The organism is Bifidobacterium olomucense (genome assembly GCF_012932375.1).
In the GTDB taxonomy this organism is placed as follows: Bacteria; Actinomycetota; Actinomycetes; order Actinomycetales; family Bifidobacteriaceae; genus Bifidobacterium; species Bifidobacterium olomucense.
The window spans coordinates 362811-386660 of sequence record NZ_JAAIIG010000001.1 but is presented as its reverse complement, the minus strand read 5'-3'; the positions used below and the strand labels follow the sequence as shown (position 1 = coordinate 386660).

21 protein-coding genes and 1 tRNA gene are annotated in these 23850 nt (G+C 57.7%); 9 read left to right on the top strand and 13 right to left on the bottom strand.

All coding sequences use genetic code 11. The features are described 5' to 3' along the window. Nucleotide 1: 1 nt before the first annotated feature. The 3 genes from carA to efp form a co-directional block, all read right to left on the bottom strand. Complete coding sequence (carA, locus tag G1C97_RS01675; RefSeq protein WP_169240208.1) at nucleotides 2-1252, bottom strand: glutamine-hydrolyzing carbamoyl-phosphate synthase small subunit; 1251 nt, start codon at nucleotides 1250-1252, stop codon at nucleotides 2-4. Between the two features lie 189 nt (nucleotides 1253-1441). Further along, nucleotides 1442-1960, bottom strand: a complete 519-nt coding sequence (gene nusB, locus G1C97_RS01670) for a transcription antitermination factor NusB (protein WP_169240207.1) — start codon at nucleotides 1958-1960, stop codon at nucleotides 1442-1444. Nucleotides 1961-1999: 39 nt separating this feature from the next. Next, nucleotides 2000-2563: an elongation factor P gene (gene efp, locus G1C97_RS01665; RefSeq protein ID WP_100496399.1), complete on the bottom strand. Its 564-nt coding sequence runs from the start codon at nucleotides 2561-2563 to the stop codon at nucleotides 2000-2002. Nucleotides 2564-3120: 557 nt separating this feature from the next. Here efp and G1C97_RS01660 point away from each other — a divergent pair. After that, on the top strand, nucleotides 3121-4233 hold the full coding sequence (locus tag G1C97_RS01660; protein WP_169240206.1) for a CTP synthase: 1113 nt from the start codon (nucleotides 3121-3123) through the stop codon (nucleotides 4231-4233). 226 nt (nucleotides 4234-4459) lie between these two features. On the opposite strand, the gene G1C97_RS01655 is transcribed toward G1C97_RS01660, so the two are convergent. Both G1C97_RS01655 and G1C97_RS01650 read right to left on the bottom strand, forming a co-directional pair. Next, nucleotides 4460-7123 (bottom strand): ABC transporter permease, encoded by a 2664-nt coding sequence (locus G1C97_RS01655; RefSeq protein WP_169240205.1) that lies wholly within the window; start codon nucleotides 7121-7123, stop codon nucleotides 4460-4462. A 20-nt stretch (nucleotides 7124-7143) separates the two neighbouring features. Then, nucleotides 7144-7845 carry an ABC transporter ATP-binding protein gene (locus G1C97_RS01650; RefSeq protein WP_169240204.1) on the bottom strand — a complete coding sequence of 234 codons (702 nt, stop codon included), beginning with the start codon at nucleotides 7843-7845 and terminating at the stop codon, nucleotides 7144-7146. A gap of 288 nt (nucleotides 7846-8133) precedes the next feature. On the opposite strand from G1C97_RS01650, the gene G1C97_RS01645 reads away from it, so the two are divergent. The 3 genes from G1C97_RS01645 (at nucleotide 8134) to G1C97_RS01635 (ending at nucleotide 10418) form a co-directional block, all read left to right on the top strand. Beyond that, nucleotides 8134-8763: a TetR/AcrR family transcriptional regulator gene (locus tag G1C97_RS01645; protein ID WP_169240203.1), complete on the top strand. Its 630-nt coding sequence runs from the start codon at nucleotides 8134-8136 to the stop codon at nucleotides 8761-8763. A gap of 134 nt (nucleotides 8764-8897) precedes the next feature. Beyond that, nucleotides 8898-9749 (top strand): LysR family transcriptional regulator, encoded by an 852-nt coding sequence (locus G1C97_RS01640; protein ID WP_335341316.1) that lies wholly within the window; start codon nucleotides 8898-8900, stop codon nucleotides 9747-9749. A 99-nt stretch (nucleotides 9750-9848) separates the two neighbouring features. Further along, nucleotides 9849-10418, top strand: coding sequence for a sugar O-acetyltransferase (locus G1C97_RS01635; protein ID WP_205832460.1), 570 nt, complete (start codon nucleotides 9849-9851; stop codon nucleotides 10416-10418). A gap of 21 nt (nucleotides 10419-10439) precedes the next feature. Here G1C97_RS01635 and G1C97_RS01630 read toward each other — a convergent pair whose 3' ends face one another. Further along, nucleotides 10440-10754 carry a cupin domain-containing protein gene (locus tag G1C97_RS01630; protein ID WP_240950969.1) on the bottom strand — a complete coding sequence of 105 codons (315 nt, stop codon included), beginning with the start codon at nucleotides 10752-10754 and terminating at the stop codon, nucleotides 10440-10442. 165 nt (nucleotides 10755-10919) lie between these two features. Continuing rightward, nucleotides 10920-11753, bottom strand: a complete 834-nt coding sequence (locus G1C97_RS01625) for a class I SAM-dependent methyltransferase (RefSeq protein ID WP_205832459.1) — start codon at nucleotides 11751-11753, stop codon at nucleotides 10920-10922. A gap of 231 nt (nucleotides 11754-11984) precedes the next feature. Between G1C97_RS01625 and G1C97_RS01620 the strand changes: the two genes are divergently transcribed. Then, on the top strand, nucleotides 11985-12458 hold the full coding sequence (locus G1C97_RS01620; RefSeq protein WP_205832458.1) for a GNAT family N-acetyltransferase: 474 nt from the start codon (nucleotides 11985-11987) through the stop codon (nucleotides 12456-12458). Nucleotides 12459-12464: 6 nt separating this feature from the next. Here the strand turns inward: G1C97_RS01620 and G1C97_RS01615 are convergent, their stop codons facing one another. The 3 genes from G1C97_RS01615 to G1C97_RS01605 all read right to left on the bottom strand — a co-directional run bounded on the left by G1C97_RS01615 (nucleotide 12465) and on the right by G1C97_RS01605 (nucleotide 13703). Next, entirely contained in the window at nucleotides 12465-12869 is a 405-nt protein-coding gene (locus tag G1C97_RS01615) for a hypothetical protein (RefSeq protein WP_169240200.1), read from the bottom strand. A gap of 223 nt (nucleotides 12870-13092) precedes the next feature. Further along, nucleotides 13093-13524, bottom strand: a complete 432-nt coding sequence (locus tag G1C97_RS01610) for a nucleoside 2-deoxyribosyltransferase (protein WP_100496196.1) — start codon at nucleotides 13522-13524, stop codon at nucleotides 13093-13095. Nucleotides 13525-13630: 106 nt separating this feature from the next. Next, a tRNA-Arg gene (locus G1C97_RS01605) sits at nucleotides 13631-13703 on the bottom strand. On the opposite strand from G1C97_RS01605, the gene G1C97_RS01600 reads away from it, so the two are divergent. Both G1C97_RS01600 and G1C97_RS01595 read left to right on the top strand, forming a co-directional pair. Further along, the gene (locus tag G1C97_RS01600) at nucleotides 13677-14048 is read left to right on the top strand and encodes a hypothetical protein (RefSeq protein WP_169240199.1); all 372 of its coding nucleotides are present in this window, start codon (nucleotides 13677-13679) and stop codon (nucleotides 14046-14048) included. The genes G1C97_RS01605 and G1C97_RS01600 overlap by 27 nt on opposite strands. Further along, nucleotides 13996-15183: an endonuclease/exonuclease/phosphatase family protein gene (locus tag G1C97_RS01595; protein ID WP_240950949.1), complete on the top strand. Its 1188-nt coding sequence runs from the start codon at nucleotides 13996-13998 to the stop codon at nucleotides 15181-15183. The genes G1C97_RS01600 and G1C97_RS01595 overlap by 53 nt, the downstream gene beginning before the upstream one ends. A 95-nt stretch (nucleotides 15184-15278) precedes the next feature. Here the strand turns inward: G1C97_RS01595 and G1C97_RS01590 are convergent, their stop codons facing one another. Together G1C97_RS01590 and G1C97_RS01585 are read right to left on the bottom strand one after the other, a co-directional pair. Further along, on the bottom strand, nucleotides 15279-16247 hold the full coding sequence (locus G1C97_RS01590) for a Ppx/GppA phosphatase family protein (protein ID WP_169240198.1): 969 nt from the start codon (nucleotides 16245-16247) through the stop codon (nucleotides 15279-15281). Nucleotides 16248-16384: 137 nt separating this feature from the next. Continuing rightward, complete coding sequence (locus tag G1C97_RS01585; RefSeq protein WP_169240197.1) at nucleotides 16385-17629, bottom strand: pyridoxal phosphate-dependent aminotransferase; 1245 nt, start codon at nucleotides 17627-17629, stop codon at nucleotides 16385-16387. Nucleotides 17630-17861: 232 nt separating this feature from the next. Between G1C97_RS01585 and G1C97_RS01580 the strand changes: the two genes are divergently transcribed. Both G1C97_RS01580 and G1C97_RS01575 read left to right on the top strand, forming a co-directional pair. After that, nucleotides 17862-18920 (top strand): Gfo/Idh/MocA family protein, encoded by a 1059-nt coding sequence (locus G1C97_RS01580; RefSeq protein ID WP_169240196.1) that lies wholly within the window; start codon nucleotides 17862-17864, stop codon nucleotides 18918-18920. A gap of 118 nt (nucleotides 18921-19038) precedes the next feature. Continuing rightward, nucleotides 19039-19542 (top strand): GNAT family N-acetyltransferase, encoded by a 504-nt coding sequence (locus G1C97_RS01575; protein WP_169240315.1) that lies wholly within the window; start codon nucleotides 19039-19041, stop codon nucleotides 19540-19542. 163 nt (nucleotides 19543-19705) lie between these two features. On the opposite strand, the gene G1C97_RS01570 is transcribed toward G1C97_RS01575, so the two are convergent. After that, on the bottom strand, nucleotides 19706-23836 hold the full coding sequence (locus tag G1C97_RS01570; RefSeq protein ID WP_169240195.1) for a DEAD/DEAH box helicase: 4131 nt from the start codon (nucleotides 23834-23836) through the stop codon (nucleotides 19706-19708). Between the last annotated feature and the right edge of the window lie 14 nt (nucleotides 23837-23850).

Genomic DNA, 23850 nt, shown 5'->3' with positions numbered 1-23850 from the left:
ATCACTTACCTTCCTTGATGTTGCTGTTGGCGCGAGCATCGCGCAGATTGTTCTTCATAAGTTCGCAGAAACGGTCGAACAGGTAGGCCGCATCGTGCGGGCCTGCCGCGGCTTCCGGATGGTACTGCACGGAGAAGGCGGGGATGTCCACGCACTGCAGACCCTCAACCACGTCGTCGTTCAGATCGATGTGGGAGACGAACACCTTGCCGTACTTGCCGTCCTCGAACGGAGCGTCTACCGTCTTGCCGATCGGGGCGTCCACTGCGAAGCCGTGGTTGTGGGCGGTGACCTCCACCTTGCCGGTGGTCACGTCCTTGACCGGCTGGTTGATGCCGCGATGGCCGAACTTGAGCTTGTAGGTGCCAAAGCCGAGTGCGCGGCCAAGCAGCTGGTTGCCGAAGCAGATGCCGAAGAACGGATAGCCGGCATCCAAGACCTTCCTCAGCAGTTCGATTTCCGGACCGGCCTGCTCCGGATCGCCCGGGCCATTGGAGAAGAACACGCCGTCCGGATTCAGGGCTTCGATCTGCTCGAACGTGGTGGTGGAGGGCACCACGTGCACGCGACAGCCGCGCTCGGCCATGCGGTGCGGGGTCATGCCCTTGATGCCCAGATCCACGGCGGCCACGGTGTACAGAGGCTCCTTGCCTTCGTACTCACCGCACGGTTCGATGGTGTACGTCTCCTTGGTGGAGACCTCGTCATACAGGCTCAGACCCCGCATCTGCGGGGTGGCCTTAACCGCTTCGAGCAGAGCATCAACATCGCGCAGCTTGCCGGAGACCGGATCGAGCAGCGCCTCGCCGGAGAAGATGCCGGCGCGCATCACGCCGGCGGAACGAAGGTGACGCACCAGCTTGCGGGTGTCGATATGGCTCAGACCAACGATGTCATTCTTCTTGAGGTCGTCGTCCAGGCTGCCTTCGGCGCGCCAGTTGCTCACATTCGGAGAGGGATCGCGCACGATGTATCCGGCAACCCAGATACGGGAGGATTCCGGGTCTTCGCTGTTGACACCGGTATCGCCTATATGAGGGAAGGTCTGCACCACGATCTGACGATCGTAGCTGGGATCGGTGAGCGTCTCCTGATATCCGGTCATACCGGTGGCGAACACGATCTCACCGGTCGTCTCGCCGAGAGCACCATACGGCTCTCCCACATATACCTGTCCGTCTTCCAAAACGAGGACTGCATCGTCCTGGTCATACGTCGGAATTGCGATGGTTCCGGACTCGTTCTGGCTCACCAAAACCCCCTTATGTTTCGTCGGGTATTCGTACCAAGGTTAACGGCCAGCGCAGACTCACACGCCGCAGCGCGTAAGCTTCGGCCCGCCGACCGGGCCACCGGCGTTACAGCCGATGGGAAGCGATGGGGAGCGGTCATATCCGCTCATAAAAAAGCCTCCCGTATGGGGAGGCTTGAAAAAGAAAAACTAGTCTACCGTCGGCTGATTGTCAGCAGACGGATCGGACTGATCGGCAGGGTCATTACCGGACTGATCGGCGGCATCATTATTCTGATCATGCTGCGCCGAATCCTCGGTAACAACGGAATCCTTATCGGCACATACCGCAGACAGCAGGCCGTGGATGAAAGCGGGCGAATCGTCATCGCACAAGGTTTTGGCCAATGCCAGGGCCTCATCGATGGCCACCCTGTCAGGCACCTCGCCGTTGAACAGAATCTCCCATGTGGCGATACGCAGAATATTGCGATCGACCACACCCATGCGACGCACCTTCCAGCCAGTGGAATGTTCATCCAAAGTCCGGTCGATGGTGCGCAGATGATCGGCCACGCCACGCACGATTTCGATGGCGTATTCGGGAAGCGGGGTCTGGGCACCGGGGTGTGCGATGCGCTCATCCAACAGGGACAGGATCTCCTGGCTCTTTTCATCGGCCTCGTACAGGGTGTTCAATGCCCTCTTGCGCGCGGTGGAACGTGCCATGCTTCTAGTCCTCCAGTTTTACGGGTGATACGGGAAGGATCAGTTCTCGCGGCCGGTGTAGGAGCCGTCGGTGGTGTTGATCTTGACGCGATCGCCCTCGTTGATGAACAGCGGCACCTGGATCTCGGCACCGGTCTCAACGGTGGCCGGCTTGGTGCCAGCGTTGGAGCGGTTGCCCTGCAGGCCCGGCTCGGTGTGGGTGATGGTCAGGACCACGGAGCCCGGCAGCTCGACGTTCAGCGGGGTGCCGTCGTGGAAGGAAACGAGGCAGTCAGTGCCTTCAAGCAGGAACTTGGCCTTGTCGCCCACGAGGGTCTTCGGAACCATGATCTGGTCGTAGGTGGTCATGTCCATGAACACGAAGTTGTCGCCGTCCTCGTAGGAGTACTGGAGGGTACGGTTGTCAACGGTCTCGAACTCCATCTTCATGCCGGCGTTGAAGGTCTTGTCCACGATCTTGCCGGAGAGCACGTTCTTGATGGTGGTGCGCACGAAGGCGGGGCCCTTGCCCGGCTTGACGTGCTGGAACTTCAGGACGGTCCACAGCTGGCCGTCCAGGTTCAGGACGGATCCGTTCTTGATGTCGTTAGTAGTCTGTGCCACGGTATTCACCTATTTTCAAATTCGACTCACTGGGGCAATGCCCAAAAATTGCCTTGGCAATTATGCCACAACCGGTATACAGCAGCGCATCCCAGCGTTCCCGCATCCCGCACTATGCTTTTTCTTCCCTCCCGTCCCCCGCTGCGTCTGCCGCTTCTCCTCCCCCTCTGCCGCTCCTTCGACCTCCCGCACCAATGTCCGTCCCCTCACCCATCCATGCAGCCCCATCCGCCATCCCTGCCACTCCTTCGTGTGTTCGCGCGATTAACGAGACCCACGCGAACATACAAAGGATTTCGGTCCCAAATTCCTTCGCATGTTCGCGCACTACTCGTTAATCACGCGAACATACAAAGGAAAAGATCGCCGCAACATAATCACTCGGCCCAGCACACGGCACCGTCACACAGCACCGTCACGCAGTCAATCGCACGTTTCGAGACATATCGGACCGGCGAGTTATCCACATTCGCAACGCGACACGCCGCGAAAACAACAGTTATCCACATACCCCGGATTGGCTTGCCCCAAGCGCTCACCATGCCCATCATGGCCATATGAACACACACCACGCCATAGAACGACTCTGCAACGATGCGGAACGCCACCGTCGCTGTTTCTACCCGTCCACCGAGGCGGAGCGTCAAGCCATATATACCCGACTGCGCAACGGCATCCTGGTACGCCCGCATAGAAACATCTATGCCCGCCGCACCTACTGGGATGCGATTCCTCCGCCGGAGAAGCACCGGCACATCATACGAGCACTATCTCAGCAATATCCGCAAAGGGTGTTCGCGGACATCAGCGCCGCCGCCATATTCAATCTGGAATACCACTGGAATCTGCATCAGCGCCAGACCATATTCATTGCTGCGTCAAACGGCAATTCCGCTCGCGTACATGGCAATGTTCAACGCGTATTCGCAAAGAATCCACCCATCTGCAGCGTTGTCCGATATCAGAGCAGCGGACGTCTGCGCACCGTGCTCCTCCCGAGCACCACCACGGGACCCGCAACCACAGCACCCTCACTTCCAGCCAATGCCGTAATCATCGATAGGGTATCCGTCACGTCTCCGGCACGGACACTGGTCGATTGCGGACTGCACTACCCATTCACGCAAACAATCGCCATGTTCGACTCCGCGTTACGACGAGGCATCGTAACGCGAGAACAGATACTGGAAATCTGCGACACAATGCAGCGTGATTGCGGGCCGGTGCAACGGCTGCTCTACTATACGAACCCGTTGAATGAAAACGGCGGCGAATCCTTTTGTTACGGGACCATCATCGACGAGGGATTCGCCGTCCCCGAACTACAGCATGTTTTCATCGCCCCGCAATCTGAGCAAGGCACCTTACGAGTCGATTTCGTCTGGCACACCCCTGACGGAAGAGTCATTGTCCTGGAATTCGACGGAACAGACAAATATGTCAATCCCTCGATGACCAGCAAACGCAGCATCAGACAAGTCGTACATGACGAGCGTCGCCGCGAAGACTTTTTGAAGCAAGCCGGTGTGACCACAATCATTCGTGTCAACTATGCCGAGGTGGAACAACGAACTCCTCTGACGAGAAAGCTCCTTGACGCCAATGTGCCTATGGCCCGAGCCCATCCGTTTTATGAACGGTATACCGACGTGGCGGGCCGTGTTTGGTGACCGCGGCAAACGGCACGCAGCGCCGCGATGCGAATGCGCGAATACGAATACGCCGCATGGCGGGGCGCTTTCATCTCCGCATCCGTTTGTATGTTCGCGCGATTGACGAGACCCACGCGAACTTACAAAGGATTTAGACCTCCAAAACCTTTGTACGTTCGCGCACTACTCGTTAATCACGCGAACATACAAAGGAATCGGATCCGGCAAACCCGCGACGACGCCGTCACTCCGGACTCTTCAACGCGCCGACCATATCGATGCGATCAAGCGCGCGGTTCGTGGCCAGGCTCACCAGCATGGTGAAGGCGAGCGCGAGCAAAGCAGCGGCCGCATAGCAGAACCATGCCACGTTCGGCACGATGTTCATGCCCGGCAGATCAAGCTTGCTCACCAGAAAACCAAGCAATGCCCGACCGGACGGCAGACCAATCGCAATGCCGATGGCGCTCAGCAACAGCATCTCCTTGTTCACGTAACTGCGCACCTCACGTTTGCGGAAACCCAGCACTTTGATGGTGGCCAATTCACGCTCGCGCTCGGAAATGTTGGTGGACGCCAGCGTATAAAGCACCACGACGGCCAGAATCGCAGCCATGATCACGATGAAACCGATCATTACGAAGAACAGCTGGAAGCTCTTCGAGAAGTCGCGCTCCTGTTTGGCGGAGCTCGTCACCGATAGGTACTCGCTCTGCTCGGCCAGATCGTTTGCGAAGGCTATCTGCGCGTTCGCATCTCCGCGCACGTTGATGAGATCGGCATTCGGCGCATAATCCGCATCGAATAGCTGCTCATACGTGGATTGGGACATAACCACCAGATTGCCGGTGTAGTACTGGGCGACTTCATGCACGGTGGCGTCGGCGGTATTGGCCATCTGATCGGTGAGGTTCACGCTGGAACCGGCGGCGAGCGCCAGCTTGCGTGCGGCATTGGCGGTAACGACAATACCGTCGTCCGCAAACTTCAGTTCGATAGGTGATCCGTCCGGTGTTTGCAGGTTGATGTAACCGTCCGTCGACTTGCCGTCCGGAATGACCATAAGCTGCGCGGTGAGCTTGGCATCGTCCGCAGTATCAGATTCCTTACCGTCCTGCTGTGCCGGAGCAAGCGTGACGCTGCCGAGCTGCAACGGCAGCGTGGACTCCACATCACCGTCCTTATCCAAGTCCGCCTGCGCCTTATCGTGATTGGCAGCCGAGGTCACGGCCAGCACATCGTATGGCGCAATCTCGCTGTGTTGGCGCGGCATCAGGGTCAGCGCGGAGCTGCCCATGCCGAATCCGGCCGTCATCAATGCCGTGCAGCCGAGTACGCCGATAATCACCATCAGCGCACGGGACTTGTAACGGAACAGGTTGCGCGCGGTCACCTTGCCAAGGAAGCTCAGGTGATTCCAGATGAATCCGATACGCTGCAGGACAATGGTTTTGCCGGCCTTGGGCGCTTTGGGGCGCATCAGTTCGGCTGGTTCCAATCGCAGCGAACCAGTGCATGCGATCATGGCGGCGCCGGTGATGATGACCAGGAACAGCAGTACGCCGCCCAGGGCAATCTTCCAATCCACCAGCAGCGGATAGTCCGGCAACACATACATATTGGTAATGATTTTGCGCGTGAACACGAACGGCAACCCGATCAGGCCTAGCACATCACCGAGCAGTCCGCCGAACAGGCATGCGGCCCCTGAATACACCAGGTATTTGAGCATGATTTCATGGCGCGTGTAACCGAGCGCTTTGTAGGTACCGATAAGTCCGCGATCCTCCTCGACCATGCGCGTGATCGCAGTGAGACTTACCAGCAGTGCGATGATGAGGAACAGCACCGGGAACATCGTGCCCAAGCGAGCAATCATTTCAGTTTGGGTTTTCACATCCTCATAACTGGTCACGGCACTGCGGTCGCGGATAATCCATTGGGCTTTCGGCATGGCATCCACCGTACTTTTGGCTTGTGCTTCAGCTTCGGCAATCTTCTGCTCGGCGGCCGTCTTGGCGGGCAATCCGTCCGGCAAGGCCTCGATTTTGGCCCTTTGCGCATCAATGGATGCCATGGCCTTGTCCAGCGCGGCTTGATGCACAGTATCCGTACGCGCCTGTTCACGATCGGTCTGAATGGATTCGATATTGGAAACCGCGTCAGCAACGGTGTTGAGGTAGTCGCCATCGTACGTGTTCATCGCTTTCGCACCGGATACCGTGAGCACCACCGACGTATAGGAAGCGTCAGCGTCGTTCAGCGAATCTTCGGCAACGAACATCGAATAGACGGTTTTCGAGCCGGACACCAAAGCCAGTGGGCCGGTCGGGTTGACGATATCGTTCGGATCAATCACCGTTCCGACAATGGTGTACTTGCCGTCTGAAAACGTGCCGGTTGCGCCATTCGCGGAAGTCGATGCCGCGGATGTGAGCGAATCATCGGGCTTGAAAGTCAAAGTATCGCCCAGTGATTTACCGCTATCGTTCAGATACTGCTCGGTGACTGCGATTTCATGAGCCGACTTCGGCAGTCTGCCGTCCTTGAGATATGGCTGCTCAACGCCTTGATTGTTCAGGGTGGTGACGGTTGCCGAGGATTGCTTACCGTCGACAGTCGTGCTCACACTAGTTGAGCGTTCGCCGGCGACCTTGGCAACACCGTCGACATGTTGCAATGCGGCAATATCGTTATCATCAAAACCGAGGGTGGAGATGATAGAGACGTCATGCATAGCGGTAGCGTCAAAGAATTCGTCCAAGCCGGAGCGAATATCTTTGGCGATGGTATTGAGACCTCCGAGCATCATCACGCCGACCGCCACGATCACCAGCATGGCGGCGAAGCGTTTGCCGTTCCCGGCGATGGCGCGCCACGCGTCTTTCCAAAGTGCTGTCTTCTTCATGACTGTTCCTTGCCGCTCTCCTACCATTCGATGTCCGCGATAGGCGTGGGATTCGGATTCTTCGTGATTTCGGTGACTTTGCCGGAGCGGAAGCGAATCAGACGGTCACCCATCGGCGCAAGCGCGGAATTATGCGTCACCAGCGCCACGGTGATGCCATGCTGCCGGCAAGAGTCCTGCAGAAGCTGCAACACTTCCTTGCCGGTGTTGTAGTCAAGTGCGCCGGTCGGTTCGTCGCACAGGAGCAACTTCGGGTTCTTGGCGAGCGCACGGGCGATGGAGACACGTTGCTGTTCGCCGCCGGAGAGCTGCGACGGGAAGTTGGCAAGACGATTCCCGAGCCCGACTTTCTCCAGAGTGTCGCGGGCGTCGAGCGCGTTCGGGCAGATCTGCGAGGCAAGCTCCACGTTTTCGAGCGCGGTCAGATTGGGTACGAGGTTGTAGAACTGGAAGACGAAGCCCACGTCGAATCGACGGTAGTCGGTCAGTTGGGATTCGTTAGCTTTGGTAATGTCTTTGCCGTCGATCACCACGGAGCCTGAGGTGGCTCGGTCCATGCCGCCCAGAATGTTCAACGTGGTGGATTTGCCAGCGCCGGATGCGCCAAGAATGACGGCAAGTTCGCCCTGTTCGATGTCAAAGCTGGCATGGTTCAATGCCAGCACTGCGGATTCACCGCTTCCGTACTGTCGCACTACATCATGGAATTCAAGGAAAGCCATGGTATGTCAAGTCCTCTCTTGCGATGGCTGTATTCAATCATTACATCCTTGGCTCTCAAACGCTCTAGCCAGAAGCCACCAGCAGTAGCTGGTTGAGAACCGGATGCAGACCGATGCTGTTGGCGCCATGCATCGCACCTCAAGAAATACATCACTATGTTGGGTAATAAAATCCACGTAATACGGCATTGTGTTGGGTTTCTACCTGAAAACCGCAGTATTACGCGAAAAACACGATACGATGTTGAGTTATTGATTGGTATAAAATAACAGCAAGAAGAGGCGCATATGGCCAGACCGAAAACAGGTGAGCAAAGCGCACCTGAGAAAATGCAGGATGCGTTCTGGACACTGCTGGAGCAAAAACCGTATGCGCAAATCACCATCAGCGATGTCACGCGAATGAGCGGCTTGAACCGCAGCGCGTTCTACTACCATTACGGCAACATTCCTGAATTGGCAGACGATGCCATCGCCTCGATTTATGACGATCCGGATATCACCGCGTTTATCGCGCATATCATTCGGCAAGATGAAGGCATTGACGCACTTCGTGATTACGCCATTGCCAACATTATCAATCCGCAGCGGGTTGCCAGCATCCGACGGCTAGCGCTTATCGCCGGCCCGCATGGCTCCACAGGACTGGCCAATCAGCTCAAAACCCATGTCATCGAAATCTGGCTGTCAGCACTCGGCTGCGATTCGGCTGCGCTCAATCCAGGTCAGCGCATCATACTGGAATTCGCATCCAGCGGCATACTCGGCGTCTTGGCCAAAGCACCGGAGGCATTCACACCGGAGAATATCGAATGGCTAAGTAGTTCGGTATTACCAACCATCGTCGCCCAGCTCATCAATTCGCTGAAGGACAACGGCAGTACATCTGCGCAGTCGGCACGCGCAATTACTGCCTGAATAAGCCGAAAAACCGGCAGCAACTGTGCACGGGCATCGTTCGAGCGCGCAGGTACTGTCGCAACGACCCCATCCATCTACAATGGTGACATCACATCAGCTGCGAATGGGGACCAATCATCATGGAATTGCGCGTGCTCAGGTATTTTCTGGCGGTGGCCGAGGAAGGCAACATCACCTGGGCGGCGCAGCTGCTGCGCATCTCCCAGCCGACATTGTCCCGGCAGTTGAAACAGCTGGAAGAGGAGCTCGGCGTCACCTTATTCGAGCGCGGCAGTCACACCATTACATTGACCGAAGCCGGCCGGCTGCTGCGCGACCGCGCGCAAACCATCGTCTCCTTGGCGGACAAGGCGGAATACGAGCTCAAACAATCCAGCTACGAATTAAGCGGTGACATTATGGCCGGTTGTGGCGAGGTACGTGCCATGACCTTCCTTGCCGATCGCATGGCAGCGTTCCGCACTTTGCATCCCGGCGTGCGCTTCCATGTGGTCAGCACCACTGCGGATGTGATTCAGGATCAGCTTGAACAGGGATTGTTGGATTTCGGCCTGCTCGCCGACCCGGTGGATACCAGCCGATATGAATTCCTGCGCACCAATATCACCGAACATTGGTGCGCGATGATACCGGACGGCCACCCTCTGCAAGCCCAAGAGTCCCTCTCACCCGCCGATCTGGCCAATGAGGCGCTGATCCTGCCCGCGCGCGAGCCGGTGCGCCGTGTGGTGATGAACTGGTTCGGGCCTTATGCCGCGCATCTCAACATTGCCGGCACATGTAACCTACCGGCCAATGGCGCGGCAATGGCATCCAGCGGTCTCGGACTGTACCCGTGCCTTGACCTTGGCACCACCTATCCGGGAGTGCGCGGGATACGTCTTGCGCCACCGCTGGAAAGCAGCTCGGTGCTGGTGTGGAAGAAGCAGGGAACCGCATCCCCCGCGGCGGCAGCGTTCGCCAAGTTCCTGCAAACCATGTGAACAATGCCTCGACGGCATGCGATCGCATAAACCATAGGTATTAGACGGCACCTGAACTCACGCGGTTCAATGATGGCAGAACACCACCAAGGAGCCATCATGACAACCAAAGCAGCCGACATTCTTGAACACGACCGCACCGGGAAGCCAGTCAACCCATACGATCCCGGCTACTGCGCCATCGCCACCATTATCAAAGAGACCAAACGGCTCTGCGTCGAGCTCAACACCGGCTACCACGAACCGCAGGAGACACACACCCTGTTCGAACGCATCGTCGGCCATCCGGTCGACCCGTCTTTTCGTTTGAATCCCCCGTTTTACACGGATTTCGGGCACAATATCGAAATCGGCCGAGGCGTGCTCATCAACTGGGGCTGCACGTTGATGGATCGCGGCGGCATCACCATCGGCGACGGTACGTTCATCGGCCCGAACGTGCAGCTCATCACCATCAACCACAGCAAGAATCCGATGGACCGCGCCACCACCATGAGTCTGCCCATCACCATCGGCAAACGTGTGTGGATCGGCGCGGGAGCCATCGTGCTGCAGAACGTGACCATCGGCGACGGTGCCATCGTGGGCGCGGGCGCAGTCGTGACCTATGACGTGCCAGCGGGAAGCATCGTGGCAGGCAATCCCGCCCGCGAAATCGGGCGTGTGTGAGCACGACTGCGCTAACGCCAATCAGTGACGCATCATAATCAGCATCATCTTGGAAGCTTCCTCGGCGTAGACCGCGTGCGGCAGACGGGTCGGGAAATGCAGGATGCCGCCCGGCTTGAGGTCCACGGTCTTGCCGCCGCCGGTCACCTTGAGATGCCCTTCGAGGCACTGCACCAGCACCGGCATGGCGGCGGTGTGCTCGCTGAGCTCCTGGCCTTTGTCAAAGGAGAACAGCACCACATTGGCCCCCTCCACCTGCATCACCGTGCGGGAGACAGTGGCCTCCGGCTGGACTTCGACCAGCGGATTCAAGTCATCGATGAATTCCATGACCATCGGATCAGTGTTTTGGGCTTTGATTGCGTCAGTCATACCAGGCTCCTTCAGTATAGGCAAGTTGCCAATTGTCAATGTTGCACACGGCTTCGATGCCATGCACAACCTACGTTTGCGATATTGGACTTAGGTACCAGCTTAGTCTCGCAGTCCAGGTTGCGGGTATCAAGCCTTGCGCCGTACCACAAACGCGATGCCGGTGAGCGCATCACCATACGTATTGAATACGCGGCGCATCTCGAACACGCGCGCACGCAGATCCGGGTGCATCAGCACATTGCGCATGATGCGCAGCACGCCGCCGATGCCCTCGTCCGCCAGATTGCGGCGTATTTTGAGCAGGGCCATCGGCTCCACGCCGCTCCACAGCACTTCGAATCCTTCCGATTCCAGTACAGCTTGCCATTCGGCCGCGGTCAGCGGACGTGCGTTGACCTTGATGGCGCGGGCCAGATCCTTGCGAATCGAATCCTTGATGGATTCGTCCAAATCGTCCGGTGCAAGACCCATTTCATGAATCGCATATACGCCGCCCGGCTTCAGGATGCGATGGGCCTCGCCGATGATCGCATGCTTGCCGCGTTCGGACTGCATGGTCAGCATCGCCTCGCCAATCACCACGTCCGCCGATTCGTCCGGCAGGCCGGTCTGTGCAGCGTCGGCATTGATGCATGTACCGCCCACCGATGCAGCCAGCGGACCAATGATCTTCACCACCTGTTCGTCCCGGTCGACGCCGGTGTACCCGGCAGGGCCAGCATTCAGAATCAGCCGAGTAGTGCGGCCCAGCCCCGGCGCGAACTCCACCACGCGCTTACCGGCGATCGGCAGGTGCGCCAGCATGTGTTTGGTCAGTCGCTCGCCACCCGGCCTGAGCACGCGTTTGCCAAGCTGGGCAAGCACCCAATGGCCTTGCATATGCTCCGCGCCACGATCGGCCTGAGGCAGCTGCGATGATTCAATGGACGTTGCCGCCATAATGCTATTGCGTTCATTCATAGACTCTTAGCTTACGGAACCGATCACGAATGCAACAGACTGGTTTTTCAGTATCAGGTGTGATATGCGCTACAGATGCTCTAACCGTTTCGATACCATATCGCACCCATGCTTATGGCCCAGAGGTATATGGCCCGTTCACCTCTCCCCCGAGCACATGGCGCACAACATTCGCATGAGCGAACATGCGCGCATCGTCACTAGCGCCTTGCCCGGTCATGCATGTCAAACATGAAATTCGCATGCGGCTTATACACTGGCCGCATGCAGTTGACGGTAAAACGGTTCGAAGAGCTCAGCGCAGCGGAATTGTATGAGATCTACCGTGTGCGCGTGGCGGTGTTCGTAGTGGAACAGCACTGCGCCTATCAGGAGGTGGATGAAGCGGACCGTCACTGCTGGCACGTGTTCCTGCACGATGAAAACGGCATCGCCGCGTATTGCCGTGTCATTGACCCGGGCATCACTTTCCCTGAAGCATCCATCGGCCGCGTATTAGCTACTCACCGATGGCAAGGCCTTGGCACCCGCATTGTGCGTGAGGGCCTGAAAGTGGCACAGGAGCGTATGCATGCCGACACTGTGCACATCGAAGCCCAAACCTACGCGCGCAAGCTGTACGAGAACCTCGGCTTCACGCAGGTCTCCGACGAATTTCTGGAAGACGGCATCCCCCACATCGGCATGATTTGGAGGGCGCAGTAAATTTAATCAGCCTCGTCCGTCATAGGATTGCGTTTCAGCCAGCATGGCATGGCGTATGAACTCGTCCATACCAGGCACAGTGAATGCAATCTGACCGCGCTCCGGGGAATAAATTAGACCGAGTTCAATCAACGACAAACGAATCGAAGATAAATCGGAAACACTACGGCCCATATGGTTCGCCACTTGCGCAGACGTACAAGTATCACCGATAGCAGCCATTGCAGCCAGATATTCACGACCTAATGGCGTGGCGCGCTGCCAACGCGATGCATAAGGGCCCTGATCTAGCTCAGCCCGAGCAACAGGCTCGCCTTTTTCTACTGCGCCAACGGCAATCGGATTGGAATCCGAGGCGTCCCATGTCGATTTGCCGTATGCCTGAATAAAATATTGGTATCCATTCGACAAATCAATTAAACGACTTAACGCCTGATTATCGAACGCATATCCATCTTTCCGGACCCCACCCTTTCACATACCGTTTATAGCCGCTTATATGCTGGCTCGACCTGATCAAGCCAAACTGACTCGAAGATCAAAAGAATCGGCACCGATACACCGCTAAGCCGTATGAGATACCCTTAGCCATGTACGGCGCGTCATCCATAAACCCGGCACCCAACGCAACCGATCAGAACTGAATGTAATCGACCTCGGTGTGTTCGCCGGTTTCCAGATATTTCGCCAAATCCTCAGGACCGGAAAACACCATATTCACAGCCTGCGCCACCATGAGATTCACACGGTCCATCGGAGTAAGTCCCTCACGATAGCCAAATACGGGAATTCCCCGAGAATAGGCGTATCCGATTTCAAACATAGTGCCGGCATCCTCGTCCATGAGGTTGGCAATCACCGCTTTGGCGGAGTTAATGCCGCGAATATCGTCTGCGAAGCATCCTTCCGGACCGACATCTTCGATTTGGCTGACGAATCGCGGCTTGAACAGCTTGCACCCATGATCTTCCATCACCTGTTCCAGACGTTCCATGCTTTCCGTCTGTTCAGGATCGAAGAACGGGCCGGCCACGTAATAGTCGTATTCCTTATCGCTATCGCTCATGGCTTACAGTCATACCGCAGCCACGACGACCTGCATATCAAGAAGTCACTTTATGGACAGCCATCCGAATACTGATCATTCGAGAGTTGCCTTGCCGTATGGCAAGTGCCCGAGATCGGATTCGAACCGACGACACCCGCTTTAGGAGAGCGGTGCTCTATCCACTGAGCTACTCGGGCAACGACGTTCCATTGTACACGGCCTGTTCCCCGACGCCGCCGATGCGAACAAAACGTGCCGGTTTGGTGCGGACAAACGTCTTCAGTCCATCAAAATCGTCTTTTCCTCAAATTCGCACGATACAGTGGCAAATCGCACAAGATAATCCAACGGCCCAGGGGCAGCGTAGGACAGTCCATTCGAAACCAACATACGAGTTCAAGTATTCAGAAGGCATGCCAGAAGACATGTCAGAAGACATGTCAGGCATACAGCAATATGGCAAGGCAGGGAACGACGATCGGGAGCGCTATGGCGAAATCACCACATGCGGCGAACAGAACCGCCATCAAAAAGCAGGGTAGAGCTTTGGTACGAGCCGCGACCACGCCATCAGGCAAGCCCAATGGCAAAGGAAAGACCCGCAACCAGAAGAATCGTCCCGCAAAATCGAAATACAGCACACGAGACGCCAAGGCGAAAACCGCAGCACCGCAGCACAGGAATCGCCGTCTACTGGGCTTTCTGGCAACGCTGTTCGCGTTGGCTGCGTTGATCTGTACCGCCGCGCGCGAGTTGCCGAGCGATTTACAGGAACTGCCATATGTGCCGGTTATCGTATCCGCCACGCCCTGGTTCATGCTTGCGGCGATTGCGGCGTTGCTGCTGGCGGTTGTATCACGCCGGGTATTCTCCGCTCTGCTGGCCGTAGCCGCACTTGGACTCAACGGCTACTGGCAGTATCCCTTTTTCATGTCCAACGATCCGTTGCCTCAGGCAGCGTATAACGCCGTAGCCTCGTCTGAGCCAAATACCACCGACGCATATGCGCGAGTGATGACGTTCAACGTGTACAAAGGACAGGCCGATCCTCAGGCCATTGTGGATCTGGTCAGCGATCAGCGCGTAGAGGTGCTGGCTCTGCAGGAGACGACGGATGATTTCGTCAAACGACTCCACAAGGCAGGCATCGAACACTACCTGCCCTACTCGCAGATATCCTCGTCGGACGGCGTGTACGGCAACGGCTTGTGGTCAGCCACTCCCCTGGCCGACCCGAAGGATGACGATGTGAATTCCAGCGCCTCATTCATGCCCGGCGGCACCATAGATTTGGGCGGCAACCAGATTCGCTTCGTTTCGGTGCACACCACGGCCCCGGTGCCCGGCTATTGGAGGCAATGGAAACGCTCGCTGGATGAATTGGGTCTGATGCGCGCGAATACCGATACCCGCTATATTTTTATGGGTGATTTCAACGCCACGTATGATCACACGCCGTTCCGTGATTTTCTCGGCAATCGGTTCCTGGACGCCACCCGCACCTCGGGGCATGGTTTTACCTTCTCCTGGCCCACAAACCGCTCGGGGGTACCGATGTTCGCCGGTATCGACCATGTGGTGCTCGATCAGGGCATGCGGGCCGGCCAATGCAAAGTGGTGAAGGTGGACGGCTCCGACCACGCGGCGTTGCTGGTCACCGTGGATGTCATGCAATAGCGCAATAGCTCAGACAGCCGCGACACCGCGTTGCGCCGCGCCACACTGCCCAGCGCCGCGCAACACCGCGCATCATCGCCAAGTTGGCGCGTGCGTCAGAATCCCAACCGGGTGCGGCCGAACTGATCAAGCCAGCGAAGAATGGCACCTTCGCGCAACGCCCACGGACAGATTTCGACTTCCTGAATATTCAGGGCCTTCATGATTTCGTCAGCCACTACGCCACCGCCCACGATCTGCATCGTGCGTTCAGGCGTGATGCCCGGCAACGCCACACGCTGTTCAGGCGCAATCGCAGCCAAACGAGGGATCCAATCCTCCAACTGTTCACGAGTCATAATCCACGTATCTTCACGACCGGGCTGACGGATCACGGCGCCGCACAGTCGAGCCAGAGAACGGAATGTCTTGGAGGTACCGACCGCATGGTTGGGATGCTTGGACTGCGGGAACACCTTGACCATCGGTTCCAGAACCTTGCGCACATTCTTGCGCACTTCCTCAAGTTCCTCGGGCGTGGCGGTGCCTGAGGGCAGGAATTCGGTAGTCACTCGTCCGGCACCGGCCGGAACGGACAACGCCACAGTCGGCTCCTCATCGGATCCCATCGCCACTTCCAACGATCCTCCGCCGATATCCAACACGAGCAGACGTCCGGCATCCCAGCCATACCAACGGCGGGCGGCGAGGAAGGTCAAACGAGCCTCGTCCGTACCGGACAGCACAGTCACGCCTTGGCCGATCCGCTCCTCAATCTTATGAATCACCTTGTTGCCGTTGGGCGCCTCGCGAAGCGCGGATGTAGCCATGGCCAACAACTGGGTGATTTCGTATTCTTCAGCAAGCTTCATGCACTGGTCCACAGCGGCGAGAATCGCCTCGACGCCAGCCTTCTTGATCGAGCCATCGTCCTTGAGATACTTCATCAGGCGCACGGTGGATTTCGTGCTGGCTTCCGGATCGGGTCGTGCACCGGGAGCGGCATCCACAATCAGCATGTGGATGGTGTTGGAGCCGATATCAAGCACGCCGAGGCGCGTGGTATGCGAACGCAAATTGACCATTTCTTGTTGTAATCCCTTTTTCCCTATAGCCCCTGAAGACTCTTCCGATTCCTCAGACTCCCAGACCCCTCAAGTGACCGAAGACGAATCCAGTCCGAATCCAGTCCGCTCTACCGGCGTCTTATGTTCGGCTATTGTCAGCTTTCCAGCGTCGCCACGAACTTGCCGAGCCGTTCCAGCCCTTCGCTCAGCGCCTCACGCGAGGCAGCGTAGCTCAGACGCACATGCGTATTCGCGGTGGCGGCACCAAAATCACGCCCCGGAGTCAACGCCACATGGGTCTCCTCCAATGCACGTTCACAGAACGTCCAGGCATCCGAGCCGGTGCGGGAGATGTTGAAGTAGGCGTAGAACGCACCGTTGGGCTCCACTTCCACCGGCAAGCCGATGCGCTTGAGACCATCGATCACAATGCGCCGGCGGGCCAGCAGCTCCTGACGACGCGCCTCGCATTCGGCCAGGCTTTCGGGGGTGAAACACGCGAGTGCCGCATGCTGCGTAGGCGTATGGGCGCACAGGTAATAGTTGGTGGCAAGATCATCCACCGCCTCAAGCACGGTGGCGTCGTCCGGCAGAATAGCCCAACCGAGACGCCATCCGGTCATGCCGAAGAACTTCGAGAAACTGTTGCACACAATGGCACCCGGATCACAGGCGAGCACGGACTTGACTTCGGTGCCATCCGGTTCGCGATCCGCCAAGTCCAGATAGGTTTCGTCCACGATTCGCCATGCCCCATGCTCGGCGGCGAATGCAGTAACGTCCTTCAGCACGTTGAAGTCGATGGTGGTGCCGGTCGGGTTCGAGGGAGACGTGATCATCACGGCTTTGGTGCGATCGGTCCAGTATTCACGGCACAGGTCGGCGTTCAGGTGGAAGCGCGTGGCCGCCGAAGTAGGCACATCGATAACGTTACCCTCGAACGAGCGGACAAGCTCACGATTGCACGGGTAGGAAGGATCAGCGACGATAACGTCATCACCGGGGTCAACCGTCAGAGCGGTAGCCAGCAGTAACGCCGCGGAACCGCCGGCGGTTACGCAGATGCGCTTGGGATCGATATCAAGATCATGCCGGTCACGGTAAAAGTCGGCGATGGCCTGCCGCAGTTCAGGCAACCCCATGGCGGCGGTATATGGCAACGCGCGGCCGTCATACTGCTCGCGCATCGCGTCACGTACGGCGGGCGGCGCTCCAAAGTCGGGCTCGCCGAGACTGAGCTTGATGACGTCGATACCGTGGGCGATCATCGTGTCCGCCTTCTCGCCGAACACCATCGCTCGGAACGGGTTAATTTCACGCGCCCTGCGCGACATGACCGGGGACGGCGTTGTCGGGGACGTCACCAGAGACGCGGGCTGCTGCACGGCTTCATTTTCCATACCTCGGTTCTATCCGGCCGTTGGGACATGACCGGACATGGCCATTCGAGCGCAACCGTCCACGTCTCCGGCCCAGACCGTCCACCAGCCCTACCATTGTGCCGCAATCGCGCCGCGATCGCGCCGCCGCCATCCCGTCACCATTCCGATCCTCCCCTATAATCGCTTATAGTTCAACGAATGAACCAGCAATGACAGCATCCGGCATCATCTCTTGTTCAAGGAGGAGCATATGAGCAGACTGAACGGCAACCGAGCACTGGTCGAAAGCGGGCAGGCCAAGGTCAACGTCGCCATTTTGGGCGCGGGCCGCATCGCACATACCATGGCGGATACATTGGGCCGAATGGCGTCGGACCCGCGTTACGCATCATGGATTCATCCATATGCGGTGGCGGCACGCGACTCAGATCGCGCGCAGGCGTTCGCCGACCAATGGCATCTTGACAAGGCATACGGCTCGTACGAGGAATTGGCGGCGGATCCGGATGTGGACCTCGTCTATATCGCCACCCCACATAGCCTGCATGCCAAGCAAGCCGAGTTGTGCATGCGCGCCGGCAAGAACGTGCTTGTGGAGAAGTCGTTCACAGCGAACGCCGAACAGGCTCGCGCGATGCTTGCCGTGGCCGAGGAGACCGGTATGCTGTGCACGGAAGCGATCTGGACGCGATACATGCCCAGCCGTACGTTGATCAATGACGTTATCGCATCCGGCGAGATCGGCGCAGCCAAGGCAGCGAGCGCCAATCTGTGCTACCCGGTTTCCGACAAGGCCCGTATGACCGATCCGGAATGCGCCGGAGGTGCGCTGCTGGATGTGGGCGTCTACCCGTTGAATTTCCTCGACATGGCGATCGGAGCCGATCATGGTCGCACGATCGATCATTTCGAGACGTCGATGTCGCCGTGGCCGCAGACCGGCGTGGACGCGCATAATTCCACTACGCTGTACTATGACGACGGCACGATGGCCGTATCCGTCAGTTCGATGCTGGTCACATCTGACCGTGGCGGTTACGTATGGGGCACCGAAGGATATCTGGTGGTCACCAACATCAACAATCCGCAAGCCATTGACGTGTATGACAATGACCATAAGCTGGTTCGCCGCATTGAGGCCCCGGCCCAGCTGACCGGCTACGAATATGAGGTTGCAGACGCAGCCTCGGCATTGCTGGACGGGAGCATTGAGTGTACGGCCATGCCGCATGCGGATACGTTGCGCATCATGGAGCTTATGGATGCGATTCGTGACCGCTGGGATCTGAAGTTCCCGTTCGAGCAGTAGCCGCCATTCGTGCGGCGACATGCCAATAGCCGCCAATAGCATGGACAGCAGGACGAGAAGCACGGGATGCAGCAACCCCTGAGGTGATATGACTGAAGACATGACAACGGATAAAGCAATGGATGCTGCCACGGCAGCGAAGGTTCCGGCCTTGACGATTCGCCGCGCCAATGCGGCCGATATTTCTCGCATCGATGATCTGCTGTATCAGGTGGCGCAGGTGCATCATCAGGGGCGTCCGGATTTGTTCAAAGCCGGTGCGAAGAAATATACCGACGATGAGCTTGTCGGCATTCTTGCCGATGATGAGACGCCGGTGTTCGCCGCGTTCAACGATGAGGGAACGCTTGTGGGGTATGCGTTCTGCATATTCCAGCAGCATCCCGGCAGTCATGTGCTTACGGATATCAGGACCCTGTACATCGATGATCTGTGCGTGGACGAACGCGCACGCGGTCTGCATGTGGGTTCCGCGTTGTACCGGTATGTGCTGGATTTCGCCCGTCGATCCGGCTGCTACAACGTGACATTGAACGTATGGTCCTGCAATCCCAGCGCCCAGGCCTTCTACGAGCACATGGGGCTGACCCCGTACCGTATCGGCATGGAACAGATTCTCTGAACTGTGCGCGCACGTTCATCCACATTCATCAATGGCCGCGCATAATTCAGGCATATGAGCCTTTGAAAACAGGACTTGGCCTTGCCTCCCGCTCCAAAGGCCCCGAACCCGAAAAAGAGCATATTCCAAGGGATCATCCGGTTGGAATATGCTCTTGGGGGATTTATCCCAACAGACCCAGTAGATCATCCCTGGTAAGCGTAGCGATGGAAACCGGCGTCTGCCCGGCAAGGGTATCGTCCGTCTCACCGTCACGGCCGCCGACGAGCAACGAAGCGTCGGTGAACTGACGGGCCAGCTCGCTTTTGGTGTGCTGCAGTTCAAGGATGCGCTCTTCGATGGTGTCTTTGGCCACCACTTGGTATACGTTGACATTCTGCGTCTGGCCGATGCGATGCGCACGATCCGTGGCCTGATTCTGCGCAGCCGCATTCCACCACGGGTCGGCATGGATGACCACACTGGCACCGGTCAGATTCAGTCCGGTGTTGCCGGCCTTCAATGAGATGAGGAAAGCCGGAGTTGCATCATCGTTGAACTGATCGACCAGTTCAAGACGGCGTTTCTTCGCCGTGGACCCGGTAATGGTGTAATAGCTCAGCCCCATCGAGTCAAGACGTTCGGCGATCAGCGCGAGGAAGCTGGTGAATTGGGAGAATACCAGTGCTTTCTTGCCTTCGTCCGCGCAGGTTTCCACCAGTTCGGCAATGGCGGCGAGCTTGGCCGATTGGTCTTTGGCATTCGCGTACAACAATCTCGGATCGCAGCATATTTGCCGTAGCTTCGTCAATTCCGCGAGAATACGAATTTTCGAGGTGTTGAAATCGGATTGGTCACTATGTTCCAATTGCATACGCAACCGCTGCTCATGAGCGGCGTACAGCTTGCGTTGCTCTCCCTCAAGCCGGACGGTCAATATGGTTTCCAGTTTGTCCGGCAAATCCGTAAGCACTTGAGACTTGAGTCTGCGCTTGATGAACACGCCCACCAAGGACTGCAGCTTGTGGGCCACACGGGCCGACTCAGGATTGACTTGAGCTGCGGCATTGCCTTCCGGCGTTGAGGAGTCCGCCGCACGTCCGTTGGCGATGGGCAGCTCGTAACGCTCGTGGAACCGCTTGTAAGATCCCAGCAATCCCGGCATCAGAAAGTCGAATATGCTCCACAGCTCGGAAAGCCGGTTTTCGATTGGTGTTCCGGTCAACGCGAACCGATGTTTGGATGGTACCGATTTGACCGCTTTGGCGATTTTCGTCGTATGGTTTTTGATGTATTGCGCCTCATCCAAGGCCATAATCAGGAATCCGGGCAGTTCGGTCGCCTGGTCGCCGGTTGTGCCGGCGGTTTGCCGCACGTATTCGTCGACATCTCGGCGCAACAAGTCATACGAGGTGATGAGTACGGTGGGTTCGCTTGTCTGGAAGGCACGTCCGATGGCCATGCGGCGTTCGGATTTGCTGCCGGAGACGACTACCGCGTTGAGTGCGGGCGCGAATTTGGCGAATTCCGCCGCCCAGTTATATACCAGAGATGCCGGGCAGACGATCAATGACGGAGGGACGGCATCACTGCCGCGCATATGCTCATATCGAGCAAGCAGCAACGCTATGAGCTGCACCGATTTGCCCAGTCCCATCTCGTCGGCCAGAATGCCGCCGAAGCCTTTGTCGCACAAGGTGCTGAGCCATCGGAATCCTTCCTGCTGGTATGGGCGCAAAATAGGCTGAAGCGATTCGGGCACCACATAGGATGTCGGGTCGATAACCTTCATGTCGTCGATGTAGTCCACGAATGAGGCATCCTTGACCACGTCGCTGCCGTCATCCGGCAGTTCGCCATCCAGCAGAAACGCTTGTCCGCCAGGCAGTTCGATAACACCGGCGTTGAGATCGTCTTCGCTCAGATCAAGATCACGGGCCAGCGCGTCCAAGGTGTTGAGCTGCGCTCCGCTCAAGGCGACGAGCGTACCATCCTTCAGCTGGTGGTAACGCTGCCGTCTTCGATAGGAGGCAAGCAAAGAGCCGACTTCGTCCGGAGGCACTTCATCGGCAATGGGCGATATTTCCACCAGATTGCCCCGTACGGACAATCCGACCTTGACCGTAGGCGCTTTCGGAGCGACAAGACGGTCAAAAGCCGGCGTAGTGAATACTTCGCCCATTTCCCGCAAGGAGGACAGTCCCTCGTCAAACAGACGGACAATCCGATGTGTGTCATCCTTGTCGATGATGGCAGCACCATTGCCGGCAACCCCGCGTATGCCGCCGCCGACGCGCTGCCGTCTTCCCCGCGCCTGTGCTGCGTTACGGGGACTATGCGTATCGGCGGAGATCTGTTCACCAGGCAATGTGAAATATTCCCGTACAACATCAAGTGCCAGATGCTCGGTATCGAAATCACGTCCGATGACGGCGGTGCCTCCAAAGTCATGTGCCGTCTCGGCTGTACCTTGCACGGACATGGCTGCTCCTCCCGGCAGCAACGGTACAAGGGCATTGCCATAACGCGCTTTGACTTCACACTGCACGCCATGCTCATCCCGATCCAGGTAGAAGGACGGTACGCATTCGGCAGGGCTGAGCTCGGCCAATTCACGAGGGATTTCCCCCGCCTCCAGCAGCCCGGCCTCCACCAATCGCGGCAGCAAGGTACGGGCGAACAAAGCAATGTCTTCCGCTCCGATGACCTGGTCCCGCCCGCCGGTTCGGAACAGTTCCTCCAGAAGACCGTGCAATGGCTGCAATCGTTTCGGGCAACGCACGAAACGGCAACCCGCAGCACTGATGCGCTGGGATCCCGCCATCATTGCAGACATGTACTGCGTCGGATTGTCAGATGCCAGCAACAGCCATGTCTCCCGCTCTCCCTCGACAACGGTTGAGATCGGAGGTTCCCCATGCAACATGTAGCCGATATCAGCTCCATGCATGGTGAGATCACGGCGTCGCAGGTGCAAACTCAGCTCAGGCTCGCCCTCATCCACTGGCACGAATGCCGGCTGACCGGCGAACCATGAGTCCAGGACCAGTTGCACGCCGAATCCCACGCGCAGCGAGAGTAGCCGTGCGACTTCCGAAGCAGATAACGTCAGTCGTCGGTCAATGGCGATATGTCCGTAATAACGGTCCTGCTGTTCAGCTGCACGACGTATGCCGATTGCGGATTGAAGAAAGCCGAGCAACGGGCGAGAACCGGAATCCAGCATGTCCGGCACATGTGTGAAAGCGAGTTTGCGTCCGTATTCCTCGTATTCGTTGTGCGCCATGACGTCAATGAATCGCGGAATTGATTTCAGCACGTAATCAGCGCCGACCGCATCCGATCCGATGCGAAACTCGACACTCCAAACTCCGTCCAGAAAACTCAACGTGGGCTTAAGCCATACCTGACCGGTACCGACCGTGTCGTTGGGCCCGTTATACCCGTCACGATCGTCAGGACGGCCACCGCGCCTTCTGCCGGACCGCAATTTCCGCTGGTCCCTGCCGGCGTTCTGATCGCCGATTCGACTCATCACAGCACGGCGCCGGGCGGATTTGCGCTGACTTTCCTGCTTATCGACTCGTTCCATATACGCGAGCAACGACCGCGAGGGTCGAACCGCACCGGCCCCGTATCCTTCGAATCGTTGCGGTTCGTCGCAGAACTCCAAGGCAAGCGCCGCCATATGCTTGCACATGCCGTATCCGCGACCGTACGCGGGACAAGTACATGTCCCGCCGCTTACTTCTCCGGTCTCCATATCAATCTGCACCGCAGTGCGGTAACGGCTCGAAGGACTGGTGGTGCCACGCACCAACGCGGAAAGATCAGCGTAACCGGTATGCGAATCAGCCTCGTATTGGGGTTTGACGAACATCGTGTCAGCTTGCCGCATAATGCCACGCGCGCGGTCCAATACGGCACGTGACACCGACGTCGTGACATCAGTACGCAATGCAGCGAACGGTATCACGTCCCCCGCCGTCACATGATTCCCCGACAACGCGCTACGTCCAGACATCTTGCCGCTTTGAAGCGCATCCGACCATGGATCCTGCTCGACTGGCGCATATCCCCAGCCGGATACCGGCTCATCGCCCCAAGAAGCCGAATCCAGATCATCCTCATTCACGTCCTGCACGTCGATATCATCACAATCATCGACAACGTCAACGGCGTCGTCATCATATTGGCGAGATCGCCGGTTCCATCGACGTGACTTGGCTCGAACGGCGCCGACGCCATCGTGCGCATCATCGGATGCATCATCATCGCCAGATACATGGCCAAATACGCCATATCCCATAACCATCGACGCATCCCTTC

Bases quoted from the DNA above. Each gene is read 5' to 3' on its own strand.
- G1C97_RS01610 (WP_100496196.1), bottom strand. From the start codon at position 13,524: ATGAGCGATAGCGATAAGGAATACGACTATTACGTGGCCGGCCCGTTC.
- G1C97_RS01585 (WP_169240197.1), bottom strand. From the start codon at position 17,629: ATGGAAAATGAAGCCGTGCAGCAGCCCGCGTCTCTGGTGACGTCCCCG.
- G1C97_RS01655 (WP_169240205.1), bottom strand. From the start codon at position 7,123: ATGAAGAAGACAGCACTTTGGAAAGACGCGTGGCGCGCCATCGCCGGG.
- G1C97_RS01625 (WP_205832459.1), bottom strand. From the start codon at position 11,753: ATGAATGAACGCAATAGCATTATGGCGGCAACGTCCATTGAATCATCG.
- G1C97_RS01660 (WP_169240206.1), top strand. From the start codon at position 3,121: ATGAACACACACCACGCCATAGAACGACTCTGCAACGATGCGGAACGC.
- G1C97_RS01630 (WP_240950969.1), bottom strand. From the start codon at position 10,754: ATGGTCATGGAATTCATCGATGACTTGAATCCGCTGGTCGAAGTCCAG.
- G1C97_RS01620 (WP_205832458.1), top strand. From the start codon at position 11,985: ATGAAATTCGCATGCGGCTTATACACTGGCCGCATGCAGTTGACGGTA.
- G1C97_RS01590 (WP_169240198.1), bottom strand. From the start codon at position 16,247: ATGGTCAATTTGCGTTCGCATACCACGCGCCTCGGCGTGCTTGATATC.
- G1C97_RS01595 (WP_240950949.1), top strand. From the start codon at position 13,996: ATGGCGAAATCACCACATGCGGCGAACAGAACCGCCATCAAAAAGCAG.
- G1C97_RS01635 (WP_205832460.1), top strand. From the start codon at position 9,849: ATGACAACCAAAGCAGCCGACATTCTTGAACACGACCGCACCGGGAAG.
- G1C97_RS01650 (WP_169240204.1), bottom strand. From the start codon at position 7,845: ATGGCTTTCCTTGAATTCCATGATGTAGTGCGACAGTACGGAAGCGGT.
- G1C97_RS01645 (WP_169240203.1), top strand. From the start codon at position 8,134: ATGGCCAGACCGAAAACAGGTGAGCAAAGCGCACCTGAGAAAATGCAG.
- nusB (WP_169240207.1), bottom strand. From the start codon at position 1,960: ATGGCACGTTCCACCGCGCGCAAGAGGGCATTGAACACCCTGTACGAG.
- G1C97_RS01570 (WP_169240195.1), bottom strand. From the start codon at position 23,836: ATGGTTATGGGATATGGCGTATTTGGCCATGTATCTGGCGATGATGAT.
- G1C97_RS01575 (WP_169240315.1), top strand. From the start codon at position 19,039: ATGGATGCTGCCACGGCAGCGAAGGTTCCGGCCTTGACGATTCGCCGC.
- G1C97_RS01580 (WP_169240196.1), top strand. From the start codon at position 17,862: ATGAGCAGACTGAACGGCAACCGAGCACTGGTCGAAAGCGGGCAGGCC.